21 protein-coding genes and 1 pseudogene are annotated in these 18,862 nt (G+C 37.6%); 14 read left to right on the forward strand and 8 right to left on the reverse strand.

What is annotated here, in order from left to right; genetic code table 11:
• From HMPREF1630_RS09495 to larD, 3 genes and pseudogenes are all read left to right on the forward strand, one after another.
• A pseudogene (locus HMPREF1630_RS09495) lies at nt 1-1,416 on the forward strand (GA module-containing protein); the annotation flags it as partial.
• Nucleotides 1,417-1,978: 562 nt separating this feature from the next.
• Nucleotides 1,979-3,256 (forward strand): nickel-dependent lactate racemase, encoded by a 1,278-nt coding sequence (gene larA / locus HMPREF1630_RS03830; protein WP_037327270.1) that lies wholly within the window; start codon nt 1,979-1,981, stop codon nt 3,254-3,256.
• Between the two features lie 16 nt (nt 3,257-3,272).
• On the forward strand, nt 3,273-3,980 hold the full coding sequence (gene larD / locus HMPREF1630_RS03835; protein ID WP_037327274.1) for a D/L-lactic acid transporter LarD: 708 nt from the start codon (nt 3,273-3,275) through the stop codon (nt 3,978-3,980).
• Nucleotides 3,981-4,178: 198 nt separating this feature from the next.
• On the opposite strand, the gene HMPREF1630_RS03840 is transcribed toward larD, so the two are convergent.
• The 3 genes from HMPREF1630_RS03840 to HMPREF1630_RS03845 form a co-directional block, all read right to left on the reverse strand.
• Entirely contained in the window at nt 4,179-4,850 is a 672-nt protein-coding gene (locus HMPREF1630_RS03840; RefSeq protein WP_037327277.1) for a peptidoglycan amidohydrolase family protein, read from the reverse strand.
• A 7-nt stretch (nt 4,851-4,857) separates the two neighbouring features.
• The gene (locus tag HMPREF1630_RS09625) at nt 4,858-4,971 is read right to left on the reverse strand and encodes a YvrJ family protein (RefSeq protein WP_231549506.1); all 114 of its coding nucleotides are present in this window, start codon (nt 4,969-4,971) and stop codon (nt 4,858-4,860) included.
• A 229-nt stretch (nt 4,972-5,200) separates the two neighbouring features.
• Nucleotides 5,201-5,869 (reverse strand): YwaF family protein, encoded by a 669-nt coding sequence (locus HMPREF1630_RS03845; protein WP_037327279.1) that lies wholly within the window; start codon nt 5,867-5,869, stop codon nt 5,201-5,203.
• 336 nt (nt 5,870-6,205) lie between these two features.
• Here HMPREF1630_RS03845 and HMPREF1630_RS03850 point away from each other — a divergent pair, with 336 nt between their 5' ends.
• The 5 genes from HMPREF1630_RS03850 to HMPREF1630_RS03870 all read left to right on the forward strand — a co-directional run bounded on the left by HMPREF1630_RS03850 (nt 6,206) and on the right by HMPREF1630_RS03870 (nt 10,445).
• Complete coding sequence (locus HMPREF1630_RS03850; protein ID WP_037327281.1) at nt 6,206-7,417, forward strand: arginine deiminase; 1,212 nt, start codon at nt 6,206-6,208, stop codon at nt 7,415-7,417.
• A gap of 45 nt (nt 7,418-7,462) precedes the next feature.
• Nucleotides 7,463-7,660: a hypothetical protein gene (locus tag HMPREF1630_RS03855; protein WP_037327284.1), complete on the forward strand. Its 198-nt coding sequence runs from the start codon at nt 7,463-7,465 to the stop codon at nt 7,658-7,660.
• 249 nt (nt 7,661-7,909) lie between these two features.
• Nucleotides 7,910-8,371: a PTS sugar transporter subunit IIA gene (locus HMPREF1630_RS03860; protein WP_037327287.1), complete on the forward strand. Its 462-nt coding sequence runs from the start codon at nt 7,910-7,912 to the stop codon at nt 8,369-8,371.
• A 32-nt stretch (nt 8,372-8,403) separates the two neighbouring features.
• Nucleotides 8,404-9,222 (forward strand): Cof-type HAD-IIB family hydrolase, encoded by an 819-nt coding sequence (locus tag HMPREF1630_RS03865; RefSeq protein ID WP_037327290.1) that lies wholly within the window; start codon nt 8,404-8,406, stop codon nt 9,220-9,222.
• Nucleotides 9,219-10,445 carry a diphosphate--fructose-6-phosphate 1-phosphotransferase gene (locus HMPREF1630_RS03870; protein WP_037327291.1) on the forward strand — a complete coding sequence of 409 codons (1,227 nt, stop codon included), beginning with the start codon at nt 9,219-9,221 and terminating at the stop codon, nt 10,443-10,445. The genes HMPREF1630_RS03865 and HMPREF1630_RS03870 overlap by 4 nt, the downstream gene beginning before the upstream one ends.
• A 616-nt stretch (nt 10,446-11,061) precedes the next feature.
• Here the strand turns inward: HMPREF1630_RS03870 and HMPREF1630_RS03875 are convergent.
• The 4 genes from HMPREF1630_RS03875 to HMPREF1630_RS03890 form a co-directional block, all read right to left on the reverse strand.
• Nucleotides 11,062-11,349, reverse strand: coding sequence for a GIY-YIG nuclease family protein (locus HMPREF1630_RS03875; protein ID WP_037327293.1), 288 nt, complete (start codon nt 11,347-11,349; stop codon nt 11,062-11,064).
• A 252-nt stretch (nt 11,350-11,601) separates the two neighbouring features.
• Complete coding sequence (rlmH, locus tag HMPREF1630_RS03880; RefSeq protein WP_037327294.1) at nt 11,602-12,084, reverse strand: 23S rRNA (pseudouridine(1915)-N(3))-methyltransferase RlmH; 483 nt, start codon at nt 12,082-12,084, stop codon at nt 11,602-11,604.
• Nucleotides 12,084-12,488 (reverse strand): ATP cone domain-containing protein, encoded by a 405-nt coding sequence (locus HMPREF1630_RS03885; RefSeq protein WP_052039358.1) that lies wholly within the window; start codon nt 12,486-12,488, stop codon nt 12,084-12,086. Before HMPREF1630_RS03885 ends, rlmH begins: the two co-directional genes overlap by 1 nt.
• A 71-nt stretch (nt 12,489-12,559) precedes the next feature.
• Entirely contained in the window at nt 12,560-13,801 is a 1,242-nt protein-coding gene (locus HMPREF1630_RS03890) for a DNA polymerase Y family protein (RefSeq protein WP_037327296.1), read from the reverse strand.
• A gap of 160 nt (nt 13,802-13,961) precedes the next feature.
• Here HMPREF1630_RS03890 and HMPREF1630_RS03895 point away from each other — a divergent pair, with 160 nt between their 5' ends.
• From HMPREF1630_RS03895 to HMPREF1630_RS09505, 6 genes are all read left to right on the forward strand, one after another.
• Nucleotides 13,962-14,357, forward strand: a complete 396-nt coding sequence (locus HMPREF1630_RS03895) for a helix-turn-helix domain-containing protein (RefSeq protein ID WP_037327298.1) — start codon at nt 13,962-13,964, stop codon at nt 14,355-14,357.
• Nucleotides 14,357-14,908, forward strand: coding sequence for an ImmA/IrrE family metallo-endopeptidase (locus HMPREF1630_RS03900; protein ID WP_004826837.1), 552 nt, complete (start codon nt 14,357-14,359; stop codon nt 14,906-14,908). The genes HMPREF1630_RS03895 and HMPREF1630_RS03900 overlap by 1 nt, the downstream gene beginning before the upstream one ends.
• Complete coding sequence (locus tag HMPREF1630_RS03905) at nt 14,908-15,450, forward strand: tRNA (mnm(5)s(2)U34)-methyltransferase (RefSeq protein ID WP_037327302.1); 543 nt, start codon at nt 14,908-14,910, stop codon at nt 15,448-15,450. The genes HMPREF1630_RS03900 and HMPREF1630_RS03905 overlap by 1 nt, the downstream gene beginning before the upstream one ends.
• A 240-nt stretch (nt 15,451-15,690) precedes the next feature.
• Nucleotides 15,691-16,455, forward strand: coding sequence for a Fic family protein (locus HMPREF1630_RS03910; protein ID WP_037327304.1), 765 nt, complete (start codon nt 15,691-15,693; stop codon nt 16,453-16,455).
• A 443-nt stretch (nt 16,456-16,898) separates the two neighbouring features.
• Entirely contained in the window at nt 16,899-17,072 is a 174-nt protein-coding gene (locus HMPREF1630_RS09500) for a hypothetical protein (RefSeq protein WP_004826826.1), read from the forward strand.
• A 48-nt stretch (nt 17,073-17,120) separates the two neighbouring features.
• The gene (locus HMPREF1630_RS09505; protein WP_197049854.1) at nt 17,121-17,294 is read left to right on the forward strand and encodes a hypothetical protein; all 174 of its coding nucleotides are present in this window, start codon (nt 17,121-17,123) and stop codon (nt 17,292-17,294) included.
• Nucleotides 17,295-17,485: 191 nt separating this feature from the next.
• On the opposite strand, the gene HMPREF1630_RS03915 is transcribed toward HMPREF1630_RS09505, so the two are convergent.
• Entirely contained in the window at nt 17,486-18,802 is a 1,317-nt protein-coding gene (locus HMPREF1630_RS03915; RefSeq protein ID WP_037327305.1) for a sodium-dependent transporter, read from the reverse strand.
• Nucleotides 18,803-18,862 lie beyond the last annotated feature (60 nt).

The raw sequence follows: 18,862 nt of genomic DNA on the forward strand, positions 1-18,862 counted from the left end.
AAAGATTCTGAAATCACAATAACACCAAAAGATGGCACTCCATCAACAGTGAAAGTGTCAGACAAAACTAAAGAAACAGGTCTAAATGACCCTGCAAGAGTAGTGGTCAAAGATTCATCTAGCCTAACACCAGAAGAAAAAGCTGCAATCAAAAAAGCTGTTAAAGATGCAAACCCAGGTCTAAAAGACGATCAAATCGCAGTAGACAAAGAAGGTAATGTAACAGTTACAAAAGACGGCGAACAACCAAAGACAATTGGTAAAGACAAAACTGTATCAAAAGATGTAAAAGCACCAGCAATTACAGAAGTAGCAAACAAATCACAATTAACTGATGATGAAAAAACAAAAGTAAAAGAAGCAGTTAAGACAGCAAACCCTGGATTAACAGACGATCAAATCGAAGTTAAAGCTGATGGTACAGTAGTCGTAACAAAAGATGGAAAAGAAACAACAATTCCAGCATCAGATGTAGTTAAAGAAAAAGCTACAACTGGAACAGGTGGCTCTACTGGTGGCTCTACTGGTCCTGTAATCCCACCTATTAGTGATGGTTCTGGTTCTGGTGACAGTGGCGATGCTGATGAGGATAGTTCTCTTAAACCTATTGACAAGGTAGAAGTAAAGGATAAAGATAAGCTTACTGACGCTGAGAAGAAAGAAATTGCCGATAGGATCAAGGAAAAGAACCCAGGCATCACAGGTGTCGAAGTTGATGATAAGGGTAATGTAACAGTTACCAAAAAAGACGGCACAAAGACCAATATTCCTGCAGGAGATGTCCTAAAAGAAGCGGAAAGTAAAAATACAATCCAACCAATAGACAAGGTAGAAGTAAAGGATAAAGATAAGCTTACTGACGCTGAGAAGAAGGAAATTGCCGATAGGATTAAAGAAAAGAATCCAGGCATTAAAGATGTCGAAGTTGATGATAAGGGTAATGTTGAGATCACTAACCAAGACGGTTCTAAAACTAAGATTCCAGCTAAGGATGTCTTAAGCAAAGCAGAGGATGTTAAGGTAGTTATACCTAAGGATAAGGTCAAGGTTAAGGATTTGGATAAGTTGACCGAGGCTGAAAAGAAGAGCCTATTGGATAAGATTAAGAAGGCTAACCCAAATATCAAGAAGGTAGAATTTGACGATAAGGGTAATGTAGTTTTAACATTTGACAATGGCTTGATGACAAGTCTTCCATACAGGAACCTAGTTGTTAAGGCTGAAAAAGGTTCGGTAATGGTTCCTCACAAATCTAAGTCAGAGGGAGAAGCTCCATTGAGAAATAGGAAAGACAATAAAGGCGCTAGAAATGTAAAGACTGGCGTTAGTGAAGTTGGCGGCCTATTCGGAGTGGTAGGAACTGCAATTGCAGGCCTATTTGTGACAAGAAAAAAAGAAGACAAAGAAGAAAAATAATTCAATCATATTTCCAAGAAAAAACTCAAGGTGTGATGCCTTGAGTTTTTTTGTCCTCTTAAGCAAGTTGGGCAAAGAAGGTAGGGGAAAATATATCTCTTGTGCAAGTGATAGAAGTTAATCTCAAAGTTTATAATTATACTTAACATTAGCCAGGAAAATATTTTTACCTAAAACCATCCTAGGTGATTTTTTAAGCTATAGCTAAATATTTTTCGTTTTCACTCTTATTATAGTCATTTCTTAATCTATATATTTTTTTGGAGATTTTTTATTGATGCTGGTTTATGGATTATTGTATCTAAATTTCGATGGATTTTTGTATATTAATGCACAGTCTTAATTTTGTATATATAATCAAATGAATATAAAACATATTTATTATGGAATGAGTCATAAATCCCTTATTTACAAAAAACGTTTTACACTTTGAAATTCATAGGAGTCTAGAAATTTATTCACTTTTACTTACAAATAATAATAAAAATTAGCTTGATATTGGTAAAAAAATAAGTTATAATCTATCCGTTGAATAATTATTAATATGATAGGAGATGTTATAATGTTTAAAATCAATGTACCTTACGATCATACAAGTATGGAGGTCGTATTAGAAGATAAAAACTTTGCAGGAAAACTAGAAGGAAAACAAACTCACTATGTGGCTAGTAAGTCTCAAGAAGATTTGGTTGAAGATTCTCTAGATAATCCAATCGGACAAAAGAGTCTCGAGGAACTTGTAGTAGGTAAAAAGGATATAGTAATTATTAGTTCAGACCATACTCGTCCTGTCCCTTCAAAAATTATTACACCTATTTTGCTAAGAAGGATTCGCAGTGCTAACCCTGATGCTCGCATCCGTATTCTAGTGGCAACAGGTTTCCACCGTCCATCAACTAGGGAAGAATTAATAAATAAATACGGTCAAGAGATTGTAGACAACGAAGAAATTGTAATGCACGTATCCACAGATGACAGTTCAATGAAAGAAATTGGCACCCTTCCAAGTGGTGGAGCTTGCATAATTAATAAAATCGCTGCAGAATGTGATTTGTTGATTGCTGAAGGATTTATTGAAGCTCACTTTTTCGCAGGATTTTCTGGTGGTAGAAAATCAGTTTTGCCAGGGGTCGCTTCTTATAAAACAATCATGGCCAACCACAGTGGTGAATTTATAGATGATAAGCATTCAAGAACTGGCAATCTAAACCATAATTTAATCCATGAAGATATGGTTTATGCAGCAAGAAAAGCAAATCTTGCCTTTATCATCAATGTTGTATTGAATGGTAAGCACGAAATCATCGGTTCTTTTGCGGGCGATATGGAAGATGCTCACAAGGTGGGTTGTGATTTTGTAAGAGAACTTGCTAGCGTTAAGAAGATTGACTGTGATATTGCTATTACAACAAATGGTGGTGCTCCTCTTGATCAAAATATTTACCAAGCTGTAAAGGGTATGACAGCTGCTGAAGCAACTGTTAAAGAAGGTGGAGTTATCATAAGCTGTTGTGCTTGTGGTGATGGCCACGGTGGTGAAGGTTTCTATCACAATATTGCTGATGTGAAAGAAGCTAAAGAATTTGAAGATATGGCTATTAACACTCCAAGACTAGAAACTGTGCCAGACCAATGGACTTCTCAAATTTTTGCCCGTATCCTTTCCCACTATCATGTAATATTGGTATCTGACCAAGTAGATGAAAAACTTGTTACTGACTTGCACATGCAACTTGCTAGAACTATGGATGACGCTTTGAAATTAGCTTTTGATATAATGGGAAAAGATGCTAAGGTAGTTGTTATTCCTGATGGTTTGGGCGTAGTTGTTGAAGAATAAGAGCTAAGGAGAGTATATGATTTCAAAATTAATAGCAGAGTTCTTAGGAACTGCACTTATGATTATATTTGGTGTTGGTGTTCACTGTGATGAGGTACTTAATAAGGCTAAATACCAGGGTTCAGGCCACTTGTTCGCCATCACAACATGGGGATTTGGTATTACTATAGTTTTAGTAGTTTTTGGGGATGTATGCATTAACCCAGCTATGGCATTATGCCAAGCTATCCTAGGTCTTATCCCATGGGCTTACTTTATACCATATGTTATAGTTGAATGTTTGGGAGCATGTGTCGGAGCTTTGATTTGCTATGTCCTATACAAAGATCAATTTGATTCATCCCTAGACATTGACCCAGTAAAGGTAAGAAATATATTTTCAACAAACCCTATATTTAGAAACCTTCCTAGAAACTTCTTTGTAGAGTTTTTTGCAACCTTTATTTTCTTATCATCAATATTAGGTCTTGTTAAAAACCAACCAGATTTTGTGCCAATAGGTGTTGGTTTATTAGTATGGGCAATTGGTATGGCATTGGGTGGTCCTACAGGATTTGCTATGAATCCTGCCAGAGACCTAGGTCCAAGACTTGCTTATAGCCTCCTACCAATCAAAAACAAAACAGATAATGACTGGCAATATGGTCTAACAATTCCGGGTATTGCCCCATATGTGGGTGCTATTGCAGCTGCCTTATTTGCTAGGTTTTATCTAGGATTTTAGGAAAAAGCATAAAATAAAATAAGCCTATAACTTAAAAGGTTGAGTAACTTATAAAAAAATAAGCGGAATGGAATCTTAAGATAAGATTTACATCCCGCTTATTTTTTATTTATCAATATATAGCTAAGTTATTTTTGTTTGTCTGATTTATTCTAAAATCTTTGTTATTTTTCTGTTTTTGGGCATGAAAAAAGGAGCCTAGTTGGCTCCTTTTGCTATTGCCACATACCTTCTTTCCCCACTTGCTCTTCCTATATAGGATGCCCAGGTGTAGTTTTCGTTTTCGATTAATTGGTCGTAGTAGACTCTTTCGCCTGGGTAGTAGCAGGCTACTATGGGGGCTTGGATTGTTGGGGCTGTTCTTACGTTTGTGGCGACTTTTATGATAGCTATACCAATTGAGTCTATGATTTGCTGGGCTTTTTGATGTGGCTTTGTGACTGGTCTAAAGTATCTTTCCCTTGGTGACCTTTTTAGGTCGAGGACAGATCTTAGTCCGTTTTGCATGGTGGTGATGGTTACTCCGTTTGCCTTGTAGGAACAATGGATAATCCTGTCTTTGGCGAGGAAAATCCCTGTGTGTCCTCCTGCTCCTTGTGATTTTCCTTGGATACCTCTGATGAAGATGTCTCCTCGTCTGACTTCTGCGTAGGTGTATATTTCGATTAAAGCCTTGCCTTTTAGCTTATATAGGCTTTCGGTGTTGCCGATTGCTGTGCCTTTTGGAAGGTAGGCTCCAGCTATTAACGAATAGTAGACGAAGGATGAGCAGTCATAAAAGGCTGGTCCTAGTCTTTGAGGGTAGGCCATGGAATAGGCCACCCTCCCCACTTTGGAGAGGGCAAAATCAATCATTTTTTCTTGTGTCATATTCCTCCTATTTTTTGATTTCCCTCAATATCTCATCAAGCTTACCGTTGATTTGAACAATCAAGATAAGGTTCATTACGATAGGGAAACCGAGTTGTGATATTAATTCTACAATATCCATATGTCATTTTGAGGCAAAACTTACTGACTTTTCTTTATCGCTAGCAAATATCAAAGTGAGCAAGTAGAAGAAAATTAACCTTTATTAATCTCAATTTTCCTATAAAAAAAGCTCTAGACCGATGCTAGAGCAATTTTATTTGATTTTAAAGTGAAATTATCTTCTAATAGAAAGTAGCCTCTTTCTCCTTTCTATATTTTTTTAGCCGGCTAGTTATATATAGGAGGACCTACTTTTTTGTCCCGAGCCTGGTTTTTAATTTTTCTACAAGACTTAGGGATAGGATCATTAGCAGGGTCATGGCTATGAATACTATGATAGCTGGAAAGCCAGCGAAAAATTCTATTGGCACCTTTGTTAGGTAGCCATAGTTGGCATTTAAAGTTAAATCCACAATGAAAATTATAAGGTTGATGACAAAGCAATTAATGGCTATATCCTTAACTGGTAAAGATTTTTTATAATTTACAGTTACTAGCAAACCACACGCCATGAGGACGTAGTGGTTTAGGATGTAGGTTGCGTTAGTTACATGTGGCCAAGCATAGTTAGATGGGTCTGGCACTGCAAAGGCGACGAGGGTGCCCACCAAGGCAAGGTCGGCAAAAAATGTTCTTGCCTTTTCTCTTTTCAAAAAGAAAGATAGGGGCAAGCATATACCTGCTATCCTGCAATGGTAAAGAGGAAGGCCTTCCATAATCAAAATATTATGGTCAAGGGTGTACCACCAATACAAAACGCCTTGCAAGCAAATACTAGCCACTAGCAAGGTCTTTAATAGCCAAGCTTTCTGTCTAAATTTATAAACGATAAATAAAAATAATATTAAACCTAAACGCACCAAGTGCATATTAAAAGTGAACCCGGCGTCAGGTGTGGTCCTAAAAAAATAATCCATATAAATCCTTTCTTGATAATACAATATTATAACATAATATTGGGGATTAAGAAAATAATTTTGTTAAAAATCTTTTTTTAATCAGATATTGGCGGTTGTAAAATTTTTAAGGTAAAAATTAACTGCTCCTATCCTGGAGAGAAAGTTAGCTTTTTATATAAAACTTTGACTTTATTCGTAATATTTGTTGCAATGTTTGCAGTTTAGTGTTATAATTATATCAGGAAAACGAAATCTAAAGATACTGGTCAGGTGATCGGTTGATAATAAGGACTTTTGTTGGTGGATATACCAACACTAGTCCTTTTTTTAAAAAAATTACTTTAGGAGATGAAAATGGGAAAAGTAAACGTTAACAATGAAATCAAGACACTAAAAAAAGTTATGCTTCATAGGCCGGGCGAGGAACTTTTAAACCTTACACCTTTTTTGCTTGAAGAACTTTTGTTTGATGACATTCCAGACCTTGCCAAGGCGCAGGCAGAGCATGATGCCTTTGCCAAAATTCTTAGGGATAATGGAGCAGAGGTTGTTTATCTTGAAGACCTCATGACTGAGACCTTAGATGATAACGAAGGTCTTCGTGAGAAATTTTTAAACCAATACCTAGAGGAAGCAAACATTAAAAACGAAAACCTATACAAGGAGAGTGAAGCCTTTCTTAAGTCTATTAAGGATACTAAGGCCTTTGTTGAAAAAACTATGTCAGGCATCACCCTTAAGGAAATTGGTGGCTTCAAAAATATTGACAAGATTGTTAGTAACGAGGCTTACACTGCCATCTATCCAATGCCAAACCTATATTTCACCAGAGACCCATTCTCTTCTATAGCCAATGGCGTTTCTATCAATTGTATGCACACCAGGACCAGACGTAGGGAAACAATTTATGCTGACTATATTTTCAAATATCACAAGGAATTTGGTGGTACTAGAGACTTCTATGGAAGAACTTCTGGCCATTCTATCGAAGGTGGGGATATTTTAAATATCAATAAAAACCTTGTTATGGTTGGTATTAGCCAAAGAACTGAGCTTGATGCGATCAAAAAGCTTGCAACAAACCTAATTCTTGCTGACGATAATGAAGTTAAGCAAGTACTTGCAGTAAATATTCCGGTTGAGAGAGCCTATATGCACCTTGATACTGTATTTACACAAATCGACCACGATGCCTTTACATATCATCCAGGCATCATGAGCACCTTCCACGCCTATAGTTTCACTGCAAGAGACGGGGAAGTAATATCTGAGCAATTAGACAAGAGTCTCCAAGACCTACTCAAGGATGCCCTTGGCCTTGATCACGTAAAACTTATCCCATGTGGTGGTGGAGATCCAATCGCAGCTCTTCGTGAACAGTGGACAGATGGGTCTAACACACTCGCCATTGCACCGGGTAAGGTAGTAGTATATGACAGAAACAATGTTACAAACGATGTTTTGGAAAAAGAAGGCTACGAAGTTTTAAAACTTGATTCTTCAAACCTAACAGTAGGCAGAGGTGGCCCAAGATGTATGTCAATGCCACTTGTTAGAGAAGACTAAAATTGGGTATATACTTATTGGACACTTTTAGAGAAAGAAGGGAAAATGTTTAATAAAAAATACAAAAATAAACCAAATATCATATCTAGACTAGCAAAAGCAGCATTCATGGTTGGCGCTGGTGCATATTTAGTGGTAAAAAACAAAAAAGAAGTCCAAGAAACTGTTAAAGATGCCAAAGAAAAAGCGAATAGGGTAAAAGATGATTTGATAGACGCTTTTAGTGGCGAAGAATTAAAATAAAAAAAGAAAATCCGGCAACAAGGCCGGATTTTTTGGTGGGAAATTTTTTTGTTGCGAGTTGTTTTAATTATTAAATAATTTGAAAGATGTAGCGATAAAAGAGTGAGAGCGAGTGAGAAAAAAGACATCTCGGATAAAACTATTTTGCCGTTTTGTGGTATAGTATGACTAGGAGTTTAATCCTAGACTTTACATATTAAGAATAAGGGTTTTGCCCTTTTATATATTTTGACTTAGAAAGAGGATTTTATGGTTGATTTTGATGATAAATTGTTTTTTGCACCTATGACGGGCGAGGTTTTGGATATTACTGAGTGTGTAGACCCTATTTTTTCCAAGTCTATAGTTGGGGCTGGAGTTTTGATGGTTCCTTCAGACTCTAAGGTTTACGCACCTTGCTCTGGCAAGGTTACTATTGTGGCTAATGGCAAGCATGGAATGGCTATAAAAAATCCTTCTGGTCTTCAAGTTTTAATCCATATTGGCATTGATACTGTGGATATGGATGGAGATGGTTTTAAGGCTTACAAAAAAGTTGGCGATGAGGTGAAGGTTGGTGATTTGCTACTTGAGTTTGATCTTGATAAGATTAAGTCTTGTGGCAAGAATATCCAATCTCCTGTTGTTATTACTAATCCAGTTATTAAGAAGGTTGATGTTCTTAAGTCTGGCCTTGTTAATTTTGGGGACGAGCTTTTTAGGATTAAGTAAGGTCTTAATTTTAAGAATAAGTTAGGAGTTGTATGAAAAAACTAATTGCAGTTGATGTTGATGGAACTTTGGTTAATAGCGAGGGGGTGATTACAGCTAGGACTCGTGAAGCTTTGATTGCTGCTAGTAAGATAGGTCACGAGGTGATGATTGTCTCTGGCAGACCTACCTATGGACTAAGGGAGCAGGCGAAGGCTTTGGCTTTTGATGAGTTTGGAGGGATTCTTTCTTCCTACAACGGGGGCCAGCTTTATGATTTTAAGGCTGAGAAAATCCTTGCTAACCATCCTATGGATTTTGAACTTGCTAAGGAAATTCTCGAACTTTCAAAGTCTTTGGACCTCGTTCTCATAGCGCCTCATAGGGATGTGATTTTTACTGATGATGCGGAAAATTTTTATTCTAGTCGTGAGGGTGTCATGCTTAAGATGGAAGTTAGGGGAGTTGGGGATATTAGGGATAGCCTAGATTTTGCCCCAAACAAACTTCTTTTTGCCCAGGATCCTGACAAGATTGATGAACCTTGTGCAAAGATTAGGGAAAAGTTTGGTGATAGGACTGAGCAGGTTAAGTCTACTAGGTTTTTTTATGAGGTGATGCCTAAGGGACTTTCTAAGGGCTCTTCAATCATCGAAGCTTGTAAAATTTTTGGCATCGATATTAAAGACACTATAGTTTTTGGCGATGAAATGAACGATATGTCTATGTTTGAGGTGGCTGGCACAGGAGTTGCCATGGGCAATGCAGTAGAGCCGGTCAAAAATGTAGCTGACTTTGTGACAAAGACAAATAACGAAGATGGAATTGCTTATTATCTAGAAAAATATGTATTGAATAAGGAGAATAAATGAATCTAATCGTAGCTCAATCAGGTGGGCCAACTTCTGTTATCAACTCATCTTTGGCAGGTGTCATTGATAGTGGTATTGATAATGATTTTGAGAAAATTTTTGTTTCAATGAATGGTATCGAGGGAATTATAAACGAGCACATTAGACTTGTGGACGCTGAGGTTTTCACAAAGGAAAATATGGCCAAAAAACTCAAGGCAAGACCTGCTTCTATACTTGGTTCTTGTAGGTTTAAGCTTAATGATGACCTCGATAGCCCGGTTTATGAGAAGATTTTTAATGTCCTTAAGAAAAACGACATTGGACTTTTTGTCTATATTGGTGGCAATGATTCCATGGATACAGTTAAAAAACTAAATGCTTACATAGCTTACAAAAAAATTGATGGCATAAATGTAATCGGTTGTCCAAAAACCATCGACAACGATCTTGAAGGCATGGATCACTCTCCAGGTTTTGGGTCTGCTGCTAAATATATAGCATCAACCTTGAGGAGCTTAAGGTGTGATGTGGATATTTATGACCTTGAGAGCGTAACTTTCGTTGAAATTATGGGTCGTCACGCAGGTTGGCTTGCTGCATCAAGTTTGATTTCTAATTACAACTACCACAAGGACTTGGTAAATCTTTTGTATATACCAGAGGACGAAATGAGTATAGATGAGCTTTTGGGAGATATAAAAGATGCGTTAAAGACTGAGAAAAATTTACTTGTGGCTATAGCTGAGGGCTTTAGGGATGTAGACGGGATTTTGTCTGAAGAAGTCTTCACTAATACCAAGGACGGCTTTAATCATCCAATTGTTTCCGGTGTTGGTCAAAGACTCGCTGATCTTGTTAGAGATAGGCTTAAAATCAAGTCTAGGGCAGTTGAATTAAATATTGTCCAAAGATCAAATACCTTGATTTCAGAAACTGACTCTAGGGAAGCTTACAAGCTTGGCTATAAGGCTGTAGAGCTTGGGACAACAAGGACTAACCTGGTGCCAGTCCTAAGGAGAAAAGAGGGCGAAGCTTACGAAGTTTATTATACAGAAGTCGCTCCAGAAGAAATTGCCAACAGGGAAATGAAAATCCCACAAGAATGGCTAACTGATAAGAAAACTCTAGAGAAAAAAATTCAAGCCTACGCACTCCCACTAATAGCAGGGGAAGTTAAGCAAGTATATGAAAAAGGCATGCCAGTTTTTGTAAGAATAGAAGATTTCACCAGAGAAATTTAATAAAAAAAGATAAACCCCAGTCAAGGCTCGAAAAATAAGAGCAGGCTGGGGTTTTTGGTTGGGGTTTGCTAAGAATTCGGATAAGTTATATTGTTTATTGTATAGATTTTATGATAATATTTAGAGTAATAGTTTGGGTAAAGATACACCCACCTCGAGGAGCAAAGCGACGAGAGGTCTCCATCGGTTTCTCTAGATGAGGTTCACTTTTTCATCGGAAATTTTTTGGTAAATTATAAAGGCTTGGAATAATAACGATGTATAAACGGAACCCTTGATATAGAGAACGATGGAGGTCTCTCACCTACCTGCGGTAGGATTCGAGACGGCACTTGGGAGTTGGGAAATACTCAGCGCCGTCCCTAATGGGAATACAGCCCGTCGGCTAGAGGAGACCACAGTGAGCGTAGCGAACTGACGAGGGATCTCATCGATTTAGGATAATATGTTTCTTCGAATGTTCTTTTCCCGAATTTATAAGATCTCTCCTCCACCTTCGGTGACGTTCGAGATGGCGTTGTGGGAGTTTCGAAACTCTGCGCCGTCCCGACAGAAGGAGCGTAGCGACTGACGAGGGACCTTATCGCTGTGGGATACGGATAAACGAAGCAATCTTCTATATCATCTTATAATAAAGATCATCCCAATCTGGATTCATTTTGTTTATTAAGTTTATCTTTTTTTCTCTTCTGTAGTCTTTTATTTGATCCTCTCTCGTTCTAGCGTATTCGTAGTCTTCAAATATTTCGTAGTAGACTAGTTTGGTTATATTGTACTTATCTGTAAAACTCCCCTTGTCTAAGTGATTTTTGTGTTCGTATGTACGTCTTATAAGGTTGTTTGTATAGCCGGTGTAGAATCTTTTGTTATATTTTGTTGTAAGTATGTAAACAAAATGGTACATAATTTCTCCTGATGTTGTTTTATCGAAAGAACGCTTCGAATGTTCTTCTCCTTAATTCATAAGGTCTCTCACCTACTTTCGTAGGATTCGAGACGGCACTCGGGAGTTGGGAAACACTCAGCGCCGTCCCTAATGGGAATACAGCCCGTCGGCTAGAGGAGACCACAGTGAGCGTAGCGAACTGACGAGGGATCTTATAGCTGTGGGACCAGGATGAACGAAGAGACATTTCTATATCATTTAATAATAAATTTACTTATGGTAGGGTTCCTTGTTTATTATCCTGTAAGCCCTATATATTTGTTCCATTAGGATGACTCTCATCAGTTGGTGGGGGTAGGTCATTTTACCAAAGGATAGCCTGTAATTAGATCTTTTTAGGACATTTTCGCCAAGACCGTTTGACCCTCCGATTACAAAAACCATGTCTCTCCCAAAGCCATCTAGCATTTCATCTTGGATGAGCCTTGCAAATTTGATTGAGTCTAGGGCCTTGCCACCGATTTCCAAGGTTACTACAAAGGAATCTTCTTTGATTTTAGACAAAATTCTTTCGCCTTCAGCGCTTTTTACTTGGTCGATTTCTTTTTCTGACAAGGTTTCAGGAGCTTTCTCGTCAGCGACTTCTATGATTTCAACCTTGTTGTAGGAGGTCATCCTTTTTTCGTATTCGGCCAAGGCTTCTTTGTAGAATTTTTCCTTAATTTTTCCTACGCAGATTATTTTAATTAACATTAGTTTTGACTCTGGGCGTAGGCTTCGTAGGCGTCACGAATCTTTGAGAAGCCTTCGTTTGATAGAGTGTCTATGACTATATTTCTGACTTCATTAGTTCTTGTAAGTCTTTTTTTGTCGCCATGAAATAATTTGTCTGCCACATCTTTTAGGATGATTGCAATATCAGAGCTATTTAATTGCATACCTGCCATGTCTGCAGCGTTTTTTATTGATCTAGAAAGCTTATCTGCGTTGAATTTTTCGAGGTTGCCACTTTTTTTGACTACATACTCATCATTTCCTGAAATCATGGACATTATAGCGTCTACTGACAAAGATTTCATGATTTCACCTATGTCTAGGTCCTCAATATTGTTGTTTTTTAAAAATTCTTTTAGCAAGGTTAATATTTTTTCTGTCATTATTTTCTCCTATATTTAAAAATTCAATATCATTTCTACCCGTATTTATACCCAATAACCTTATAAATTTATCAGGAATTATAGTGCCTGTTGGGAAGTGTTATGATTTCGTTGAGCTCCTTTGGAAGCTTTATATCTCTTTTGAGGGCGGCAAAGGAAATAGCATCCTTGCCATATTTTTTTCTGATTTCATAAAGGGCCTTGTCGCAAGATTCTTCTTTGAAATACTTGTCGCATTCGGTGAAGATATCAAGTTGGCTTCCAGAGCCTAGAGGTCTGAGTTGGGTTGCCCTGATGCCGATAGCTCTGACAGGAAGGGGCCAGTCGTATTTTTTGCAAAATAGTTTGAAGCCAGCATCAGCTAGGGTGATTGAAGATTGGCTGGCAAGTTTTAAGTCGTCAGTAAAATGTTGAGAAAATAAATCAGAATCTCTTACGAAAATTTCAACACCGTTGGCTTCAAGTCCTGCTTCCCTAAGTCTTCTTGATACAGAAAAACTCAACTCTTGGATGACGTTTTTGACTTCGCCGTTATTTAAAAGGTCCTTCCTGCAAGTGGAGGAGTTGCCGATAGTCTTTATTATGTCCTCGTGACCTATATCAACGACTGGACGTATATCTTCACCATTGGCATAGGTCCAAAGATAGACCCCGTTTATACCGAGGAGGTTTTGTATAAGGCTAACTGGACTTTTGGCAAGGTCTCCTAGGGTGTAGATACCGATGTGGTTTAGTTTTGCCTTGGTTGCCCTGCCTATGCCAACCATAGCCTTAATATTTTGGGGCCAGACTTTATCTTTCCAATTTTTCTCATCAATGACAGTGATGGCGTCTGGTTTTTTCATATCAGAGCCTAGTTTGGCAAAAACCTTGCAAAAGGAAAGACCGATGGACACTGTAAGCCCAACTTCTTCCTTCATACGCCTTGAAATTTCCTTGGCAATGTCCAAACCAGACCCAAAAAGTTTGGTAGAACCAGACACATCTAGAAAACATTCATCGAGTCCGAAAGACTCGACTTGGTTGGTGTAATCGTAGTAGATTTTCTTAGCCATCTTTGAATGCTTAAGGTACTGGTCATAGTGGGGAGAAACTAATATTAGGTCTCTGCAATGGGTCATAGCCTCCCAAATTGGCATGCCAGTTGCCACTCCCATCTCCTTAGCCTCCTGGCTTTTGGCAAGGATGATTCCATTTCTATTTTTAGGATTGCCAGCCACAGCCATGGCCTTGCCCTTAAGGTCTGGGTTTAGCTTGGCCTCTATTGATGCGTAGCAGGCATTCATATCTGAATGTAGGATAATTCTCTTCATTTCGTACTCCTTGAGGTAAAAGATTTTGTAAAACATCTTGATTATTCTGGACTCTTAATGTATAATTAAGACAATAAGTGACTGTGACTTAATTATAAGACACTAAATGTCTTTTGTCAAGACATTTTATCCAATAGGAAAATAAAAAACGAGGAGAGTTATGAGTTTCGCAAGCAAATTAAAAAGTTTAAGAGAAGAAAAAAAAATGACCCAGGGAGAACTAGCTGAGAAGGTAAATGTATCCCTAAAAACCATATCCCGTTATGAATTAGGCATATCCAAGCCAAGGTATAGAAAGACCTACGACCTCTTGGCAGACGCCTTAAATACCAGCCATGACTACCTAGTCACAGATGAAGAAGACTTCATCCTTACAACTCGTGAAAGATACGGCATCAAGGCAGGAAAGGAAGCAGAAGACCTAGTTGATGGTGTGATTGGACTTATGGCAGGGGGCGAAATCCCAGAAGAAGATAAAAGGGCAATCCTAGACGCTATTTCCGAAGCCTACTATATAGCTAGACAAGACAGCAAAAAATTTAGGAACAAAAAATAATGGCCTACTCATATGATCAAATCTATGAGGACGTGCTAGACTTAATCAAAACCCATAAGACTCGTGACCCTAGGCAAATCCTTGAAGAACGAGGGGTCCACATCATCCCCTTCAAGGAAAACACCAAGCTTTTGGGCATGTATAAGATAATAATGGACAGTCGTTTTGTCTTCTACAATCCCTATGTAGACTACAGGATATTAAACATGGTCTTTGCTCACGAGTTGGGCCATGACATCTACCACCAAGCCAATGCAAAGGATACCTTGGTTGAATATGAAATTTTTGATATAAAAAGCGAAATGGAAATAGAAGCCAACATCTTTGCAGCTCATCTTTTGTTGGATGAAAAAAGGCTCATGGACGACATAATCGAAGGCTATACTTACAACGAGCTAGCCAGTATGCACGACGTAAATGTCAACCTCATGATATTCAAACTAAATGAAATGCACAGGATGGGTATGCCTATAAGAAAAGAAGGACCAAGCCAGGCAGATTTTTTCAAGGAAATTGACGGCAAAGACCTTAAAAATTTGAGGTCCTACTGATGGGCAAAAGAGTAACTGACCTAGTAAAAATAATAATAGGTTCAAAAAAAGAAATAAAAGTTGCAGCTGACTTAACAGTAGGAACTGGCAAAGACAGCGAGTATATCCTAGAAAACACAGAAGTAGAAAGGCTCTATGGCTTTGATATCCAAAAAGAGGCAGAAAAAGAAGCAAAAAAATTAATAGGCGACGATCAAAGATTTATTTTCCACCTAGACAGCCATGCCAATATTGAAAAATATATAAAAGAAGGGCTTGATCTAGCCATATATAACCTAGGCTACCTGCCAGGAGGCAACAAGGAAATCACAACCAAGTATGAAAGCACAATAAAAAGCCTAGAAAAAATCCTAGACTTTTTAAACAAGAACGGCATAGCCATAATAACAATTTATCCAGGCCACCCAGCAGGCAAAGAAGAAAGCGAAAAAATTGAAAAATACCTAGCAGGAATCGACCAGAAAAAATATGGGCTAATAAAAATAGCCTACCCAACCAGACCCAATAATCCACCATACATAATCGTGGTAGAAAAGAACTAAGAGCTAAACAAAAACCACTTGCCAAAGGCAAGAAAAACAAGGCCAGTTCAATGGGTCTTTTAATTTATAAAATTTTGGGAAATGGAAGAGAAATATGAAAAACCAAATTAAAAAACTACATTGATGAAGTTGTTTTATTATATAATTAGAGGAGAAAGGTGGAAGTTATGGAAAAATTTTTGTGGGCAAAGAAAAACAGGGTGAAAAATATCCAGAAAACAGCAAAAAAGGCATAAGCAGATGAAAAAAGATTACAACTCAATAAAAAAATTAAATCAGTATGTTGCCGACAACATAAAAATCTTGCCGAAAGAAACCTATCAAAGCATAGTTGACGACTTTGATCTAAGATTTACTCACGAGTCGACCAAGATTGAGGGTAACACTTTAAGTATAGCCGAGGTTAAAACTTTGCTTATCGATAGGGTATCTATAGGTGGCAAAGACCTTAGAGAGCTATACGAGGTCACCAATAATGAAAAAGCTTATAAGCTTATAAAAAATAGACTAGAGCAGGGTGCAGTCCTTGATGAGGAGCTGATAAAAGATATACACCAAGTTGTCATGGAAAATATAATCGAAGGTGGTTTGTATAGGAGCTATAACGTGCGAATCACAGGAGCTGGATTTACGCCACCAGACTGGATGGAAGTAAGAAATAACATGAAGTGGTTTATGGCAGATTTTGAGGCTAAAAAATCTGATCTAAATCCTATCGAGCTTGCTTCATACGTCCACGCTGAGTTTGTAAGAATCCATCCATTCCAAGACGGAAACGGACGAACTGCAAGATTAATACTAAACTTTATATTAATAAAAAAAGGATTCCAGCCTGTGATTATAGAAGCAAAAGATTGTCCACTTTACTATAAAAGCATGAACGACTATTCAGTAAAAGGCGACTTGGAGAGTTTTTATAATATCGTTATGGATAAGGAAAAATTTGCTCTTGAAGACTTAAAAACAGAAATTGATAAGGTAAAGACTAAGGGAAACTGTAGCTAAAATAGATTTTGGTGTAATTATTTATAGACTACCTACGGACGAAGGGGAGTTACTAGGGTAGGTGAAATTTTGAATGTAAGGAAGTTGTACCCGCAGACGCGGGGATGATCCTTTCTTAATATATCCATCTGAAATTAATTTTAAGGACAGGACTTGCAAGTGGGAAAGTTCGATTTTTTATTTTTTGGGATTAAATCAGGTCATAAAGGGTATAATATTAATGGAAGTGTTAATACTTTTTCATTTCGAATTTTTTATTAATCATTTATTTTTTCGAAAATTAATTCTCTATTTATTTTCATTTTTAATTCTGCATTTATCAATTTTATTTATCGAAATATCATTTTGTTTTAAAAGCTAGCTTTGTTTGTGTTTTGATTTTAAGTTTATGAGTTTATAAAAATTAGGATTTTATAAAGTTTTTTTGGAAGAAGGAGAAAATTATGAATAGAGAATATTTAATAATGAGAATAGCACTGGGGGATACAACTGCTGAGGCGAATAATATCACACTCACAGAAGAGGACAAAGAGGCCATCGAGTGGTACAAAAAGGAGTCTGAGAAGGCTAAGAAAGAGGGCAAGCATATTGTTTTTTATGCTCCTGATATGGATTAGGTATTTTGTTTAGTAGGATTATTTGAGTTCAAAATATGGGAGATTGAAATGAATAGGGAATATTTGCTTATAGGTATAGCGCTCGGTGCGGAAAAAGTTGAGGATTATGATATAATACTCACAGAAGAAGAAAAAGAAAGAATCAAGAGATACCAGGAAGAAAGTGCCAAGGCCAAGAAGGAGGGGAGGCATATTGTTTGGTATGCTCCTGATGATGAATAGGATTAGAAAATATAATTTAGCAATTAAAATTTTAAAAGTTGGTTAGATCCTAAAATAAAAATGATAGCTTTAGTTATTAGTTTACTTTAGCTAAATTTAGGCTAAGACCTGTTTGGGAAATTTTTTGTAAAGCAAAAGGCATGGCCAGTTTTTTGGTCATGCCTTTTTGAATTTGTTGATTTTCAAGTTTCCTAGAAAGATATGTGGTATCTGATGGCTATAAAGCATAGGATTATGGCTAGGGGTACGAAGATGTATTTGCCTGTATAATACCAGGTATTTCCGTATTTGCCTTTTACGCTTTTGTTTACTTCGCTTAGGAGGTCTTCTTTTTTGATTATCCAGAACCATGTGATGGCTCCTATTATCCCGCTGATTGGGAGGATGTAGATAGTTACTATGTCCATCCATGGACCCCATTTTGAGATTGGTTCGATGAAGATGCCTATTAGATAAATTGTTGTGATTAAAGCGATTAGAACCATTTTTCTTTTTAGTTTTGGGAAGCTATAGACTATGGCTTCGGTTATGGTTTCTAGCATTGATTGGATTGACGATATGCCTGCAAAGACTACTGCTAGGAACAAGATGATTCCATATAATCTGCCAAGGGGCATTTCTTTTAGGGCTTGGGGCAAGACTACAAAGAGTAGTTTTGGTCCACTTGCTGGTGAAAAGCCGTAGGCAAAACAGGCTGGTAGCATTACGAAGGCTGAGATCATAGCTGAGAGGGTGTCAAGTCCCATTGTGATGGTTGATGCTTTTATTACATCTTCATCATCTGGCAAGTAAGACCCGTAGACTACCATTACTGTTCCTACTAGGGATAGGGAAAAGAAGGCCTGGCCCATGGCTGCGACCCAGGTTTTGATTTCCTTAAGTTTTCCAAAGTCCATGTTGAAGATAAATTTATAACCTCCAAGGGCTCCGTCAAGGAAGAATACCCTGATTGCAAGGATAAGGAAGAGTACGAAAAACAAGGGCATGATAAATTTGTTTGTTTTCTCAATTCCTTCGGTTTCGTAGGCTAGGGCAAAATACACTAGGACCATCAAGAAGAGGTGGGGAATAATTACCTTAAAATCATTTGTGGATATGCTATCAAACCAAGTGGCACTTTCAACAGTGAAAATACTTCCACTGATGGTATCAAACAAGGCTTTTATGACATAGGTAATTACTACAGCATAGCCGATTGATAAGAGGCCTACTCCTATCATTGGTAGCCACCTAATTATTTTGCCAAATTTTTCCATGTTGCGACTTTTGTAGGCTTCTTTGTAGACAACCATTGGTCCTGATTTATATTTTCTGCCTATGGCGTTTTCCGCGGCCAGACCTACCCTGCCAAAAATAAAGGCGAATAGGAGATAGGGCAATAAGAATGCCAATCCACCATTAGAACCTAATTGATAGGGAAAAGCCCAAACATTGGCTAGGCCTACAGCAGAGCCAACACAAGCCATTATAAATCCCCATAGGGAAGAAAACTTATTTCTATTTTCCATAATAACTCCAATAAAATAATTTTAAATTAATGATTAATAATCTAATTATAATGAATTTTG

Source organism: Anaerococcus lactolyticus S7-1-13 (assembly GCF_000758765.1).
Classification (GTDB): Bacteria; Bacillota; Clostridia; order Tissierellales; family Peptoniphilaceae; genus Anaerococcus; species Anaerococcus lactolyticus.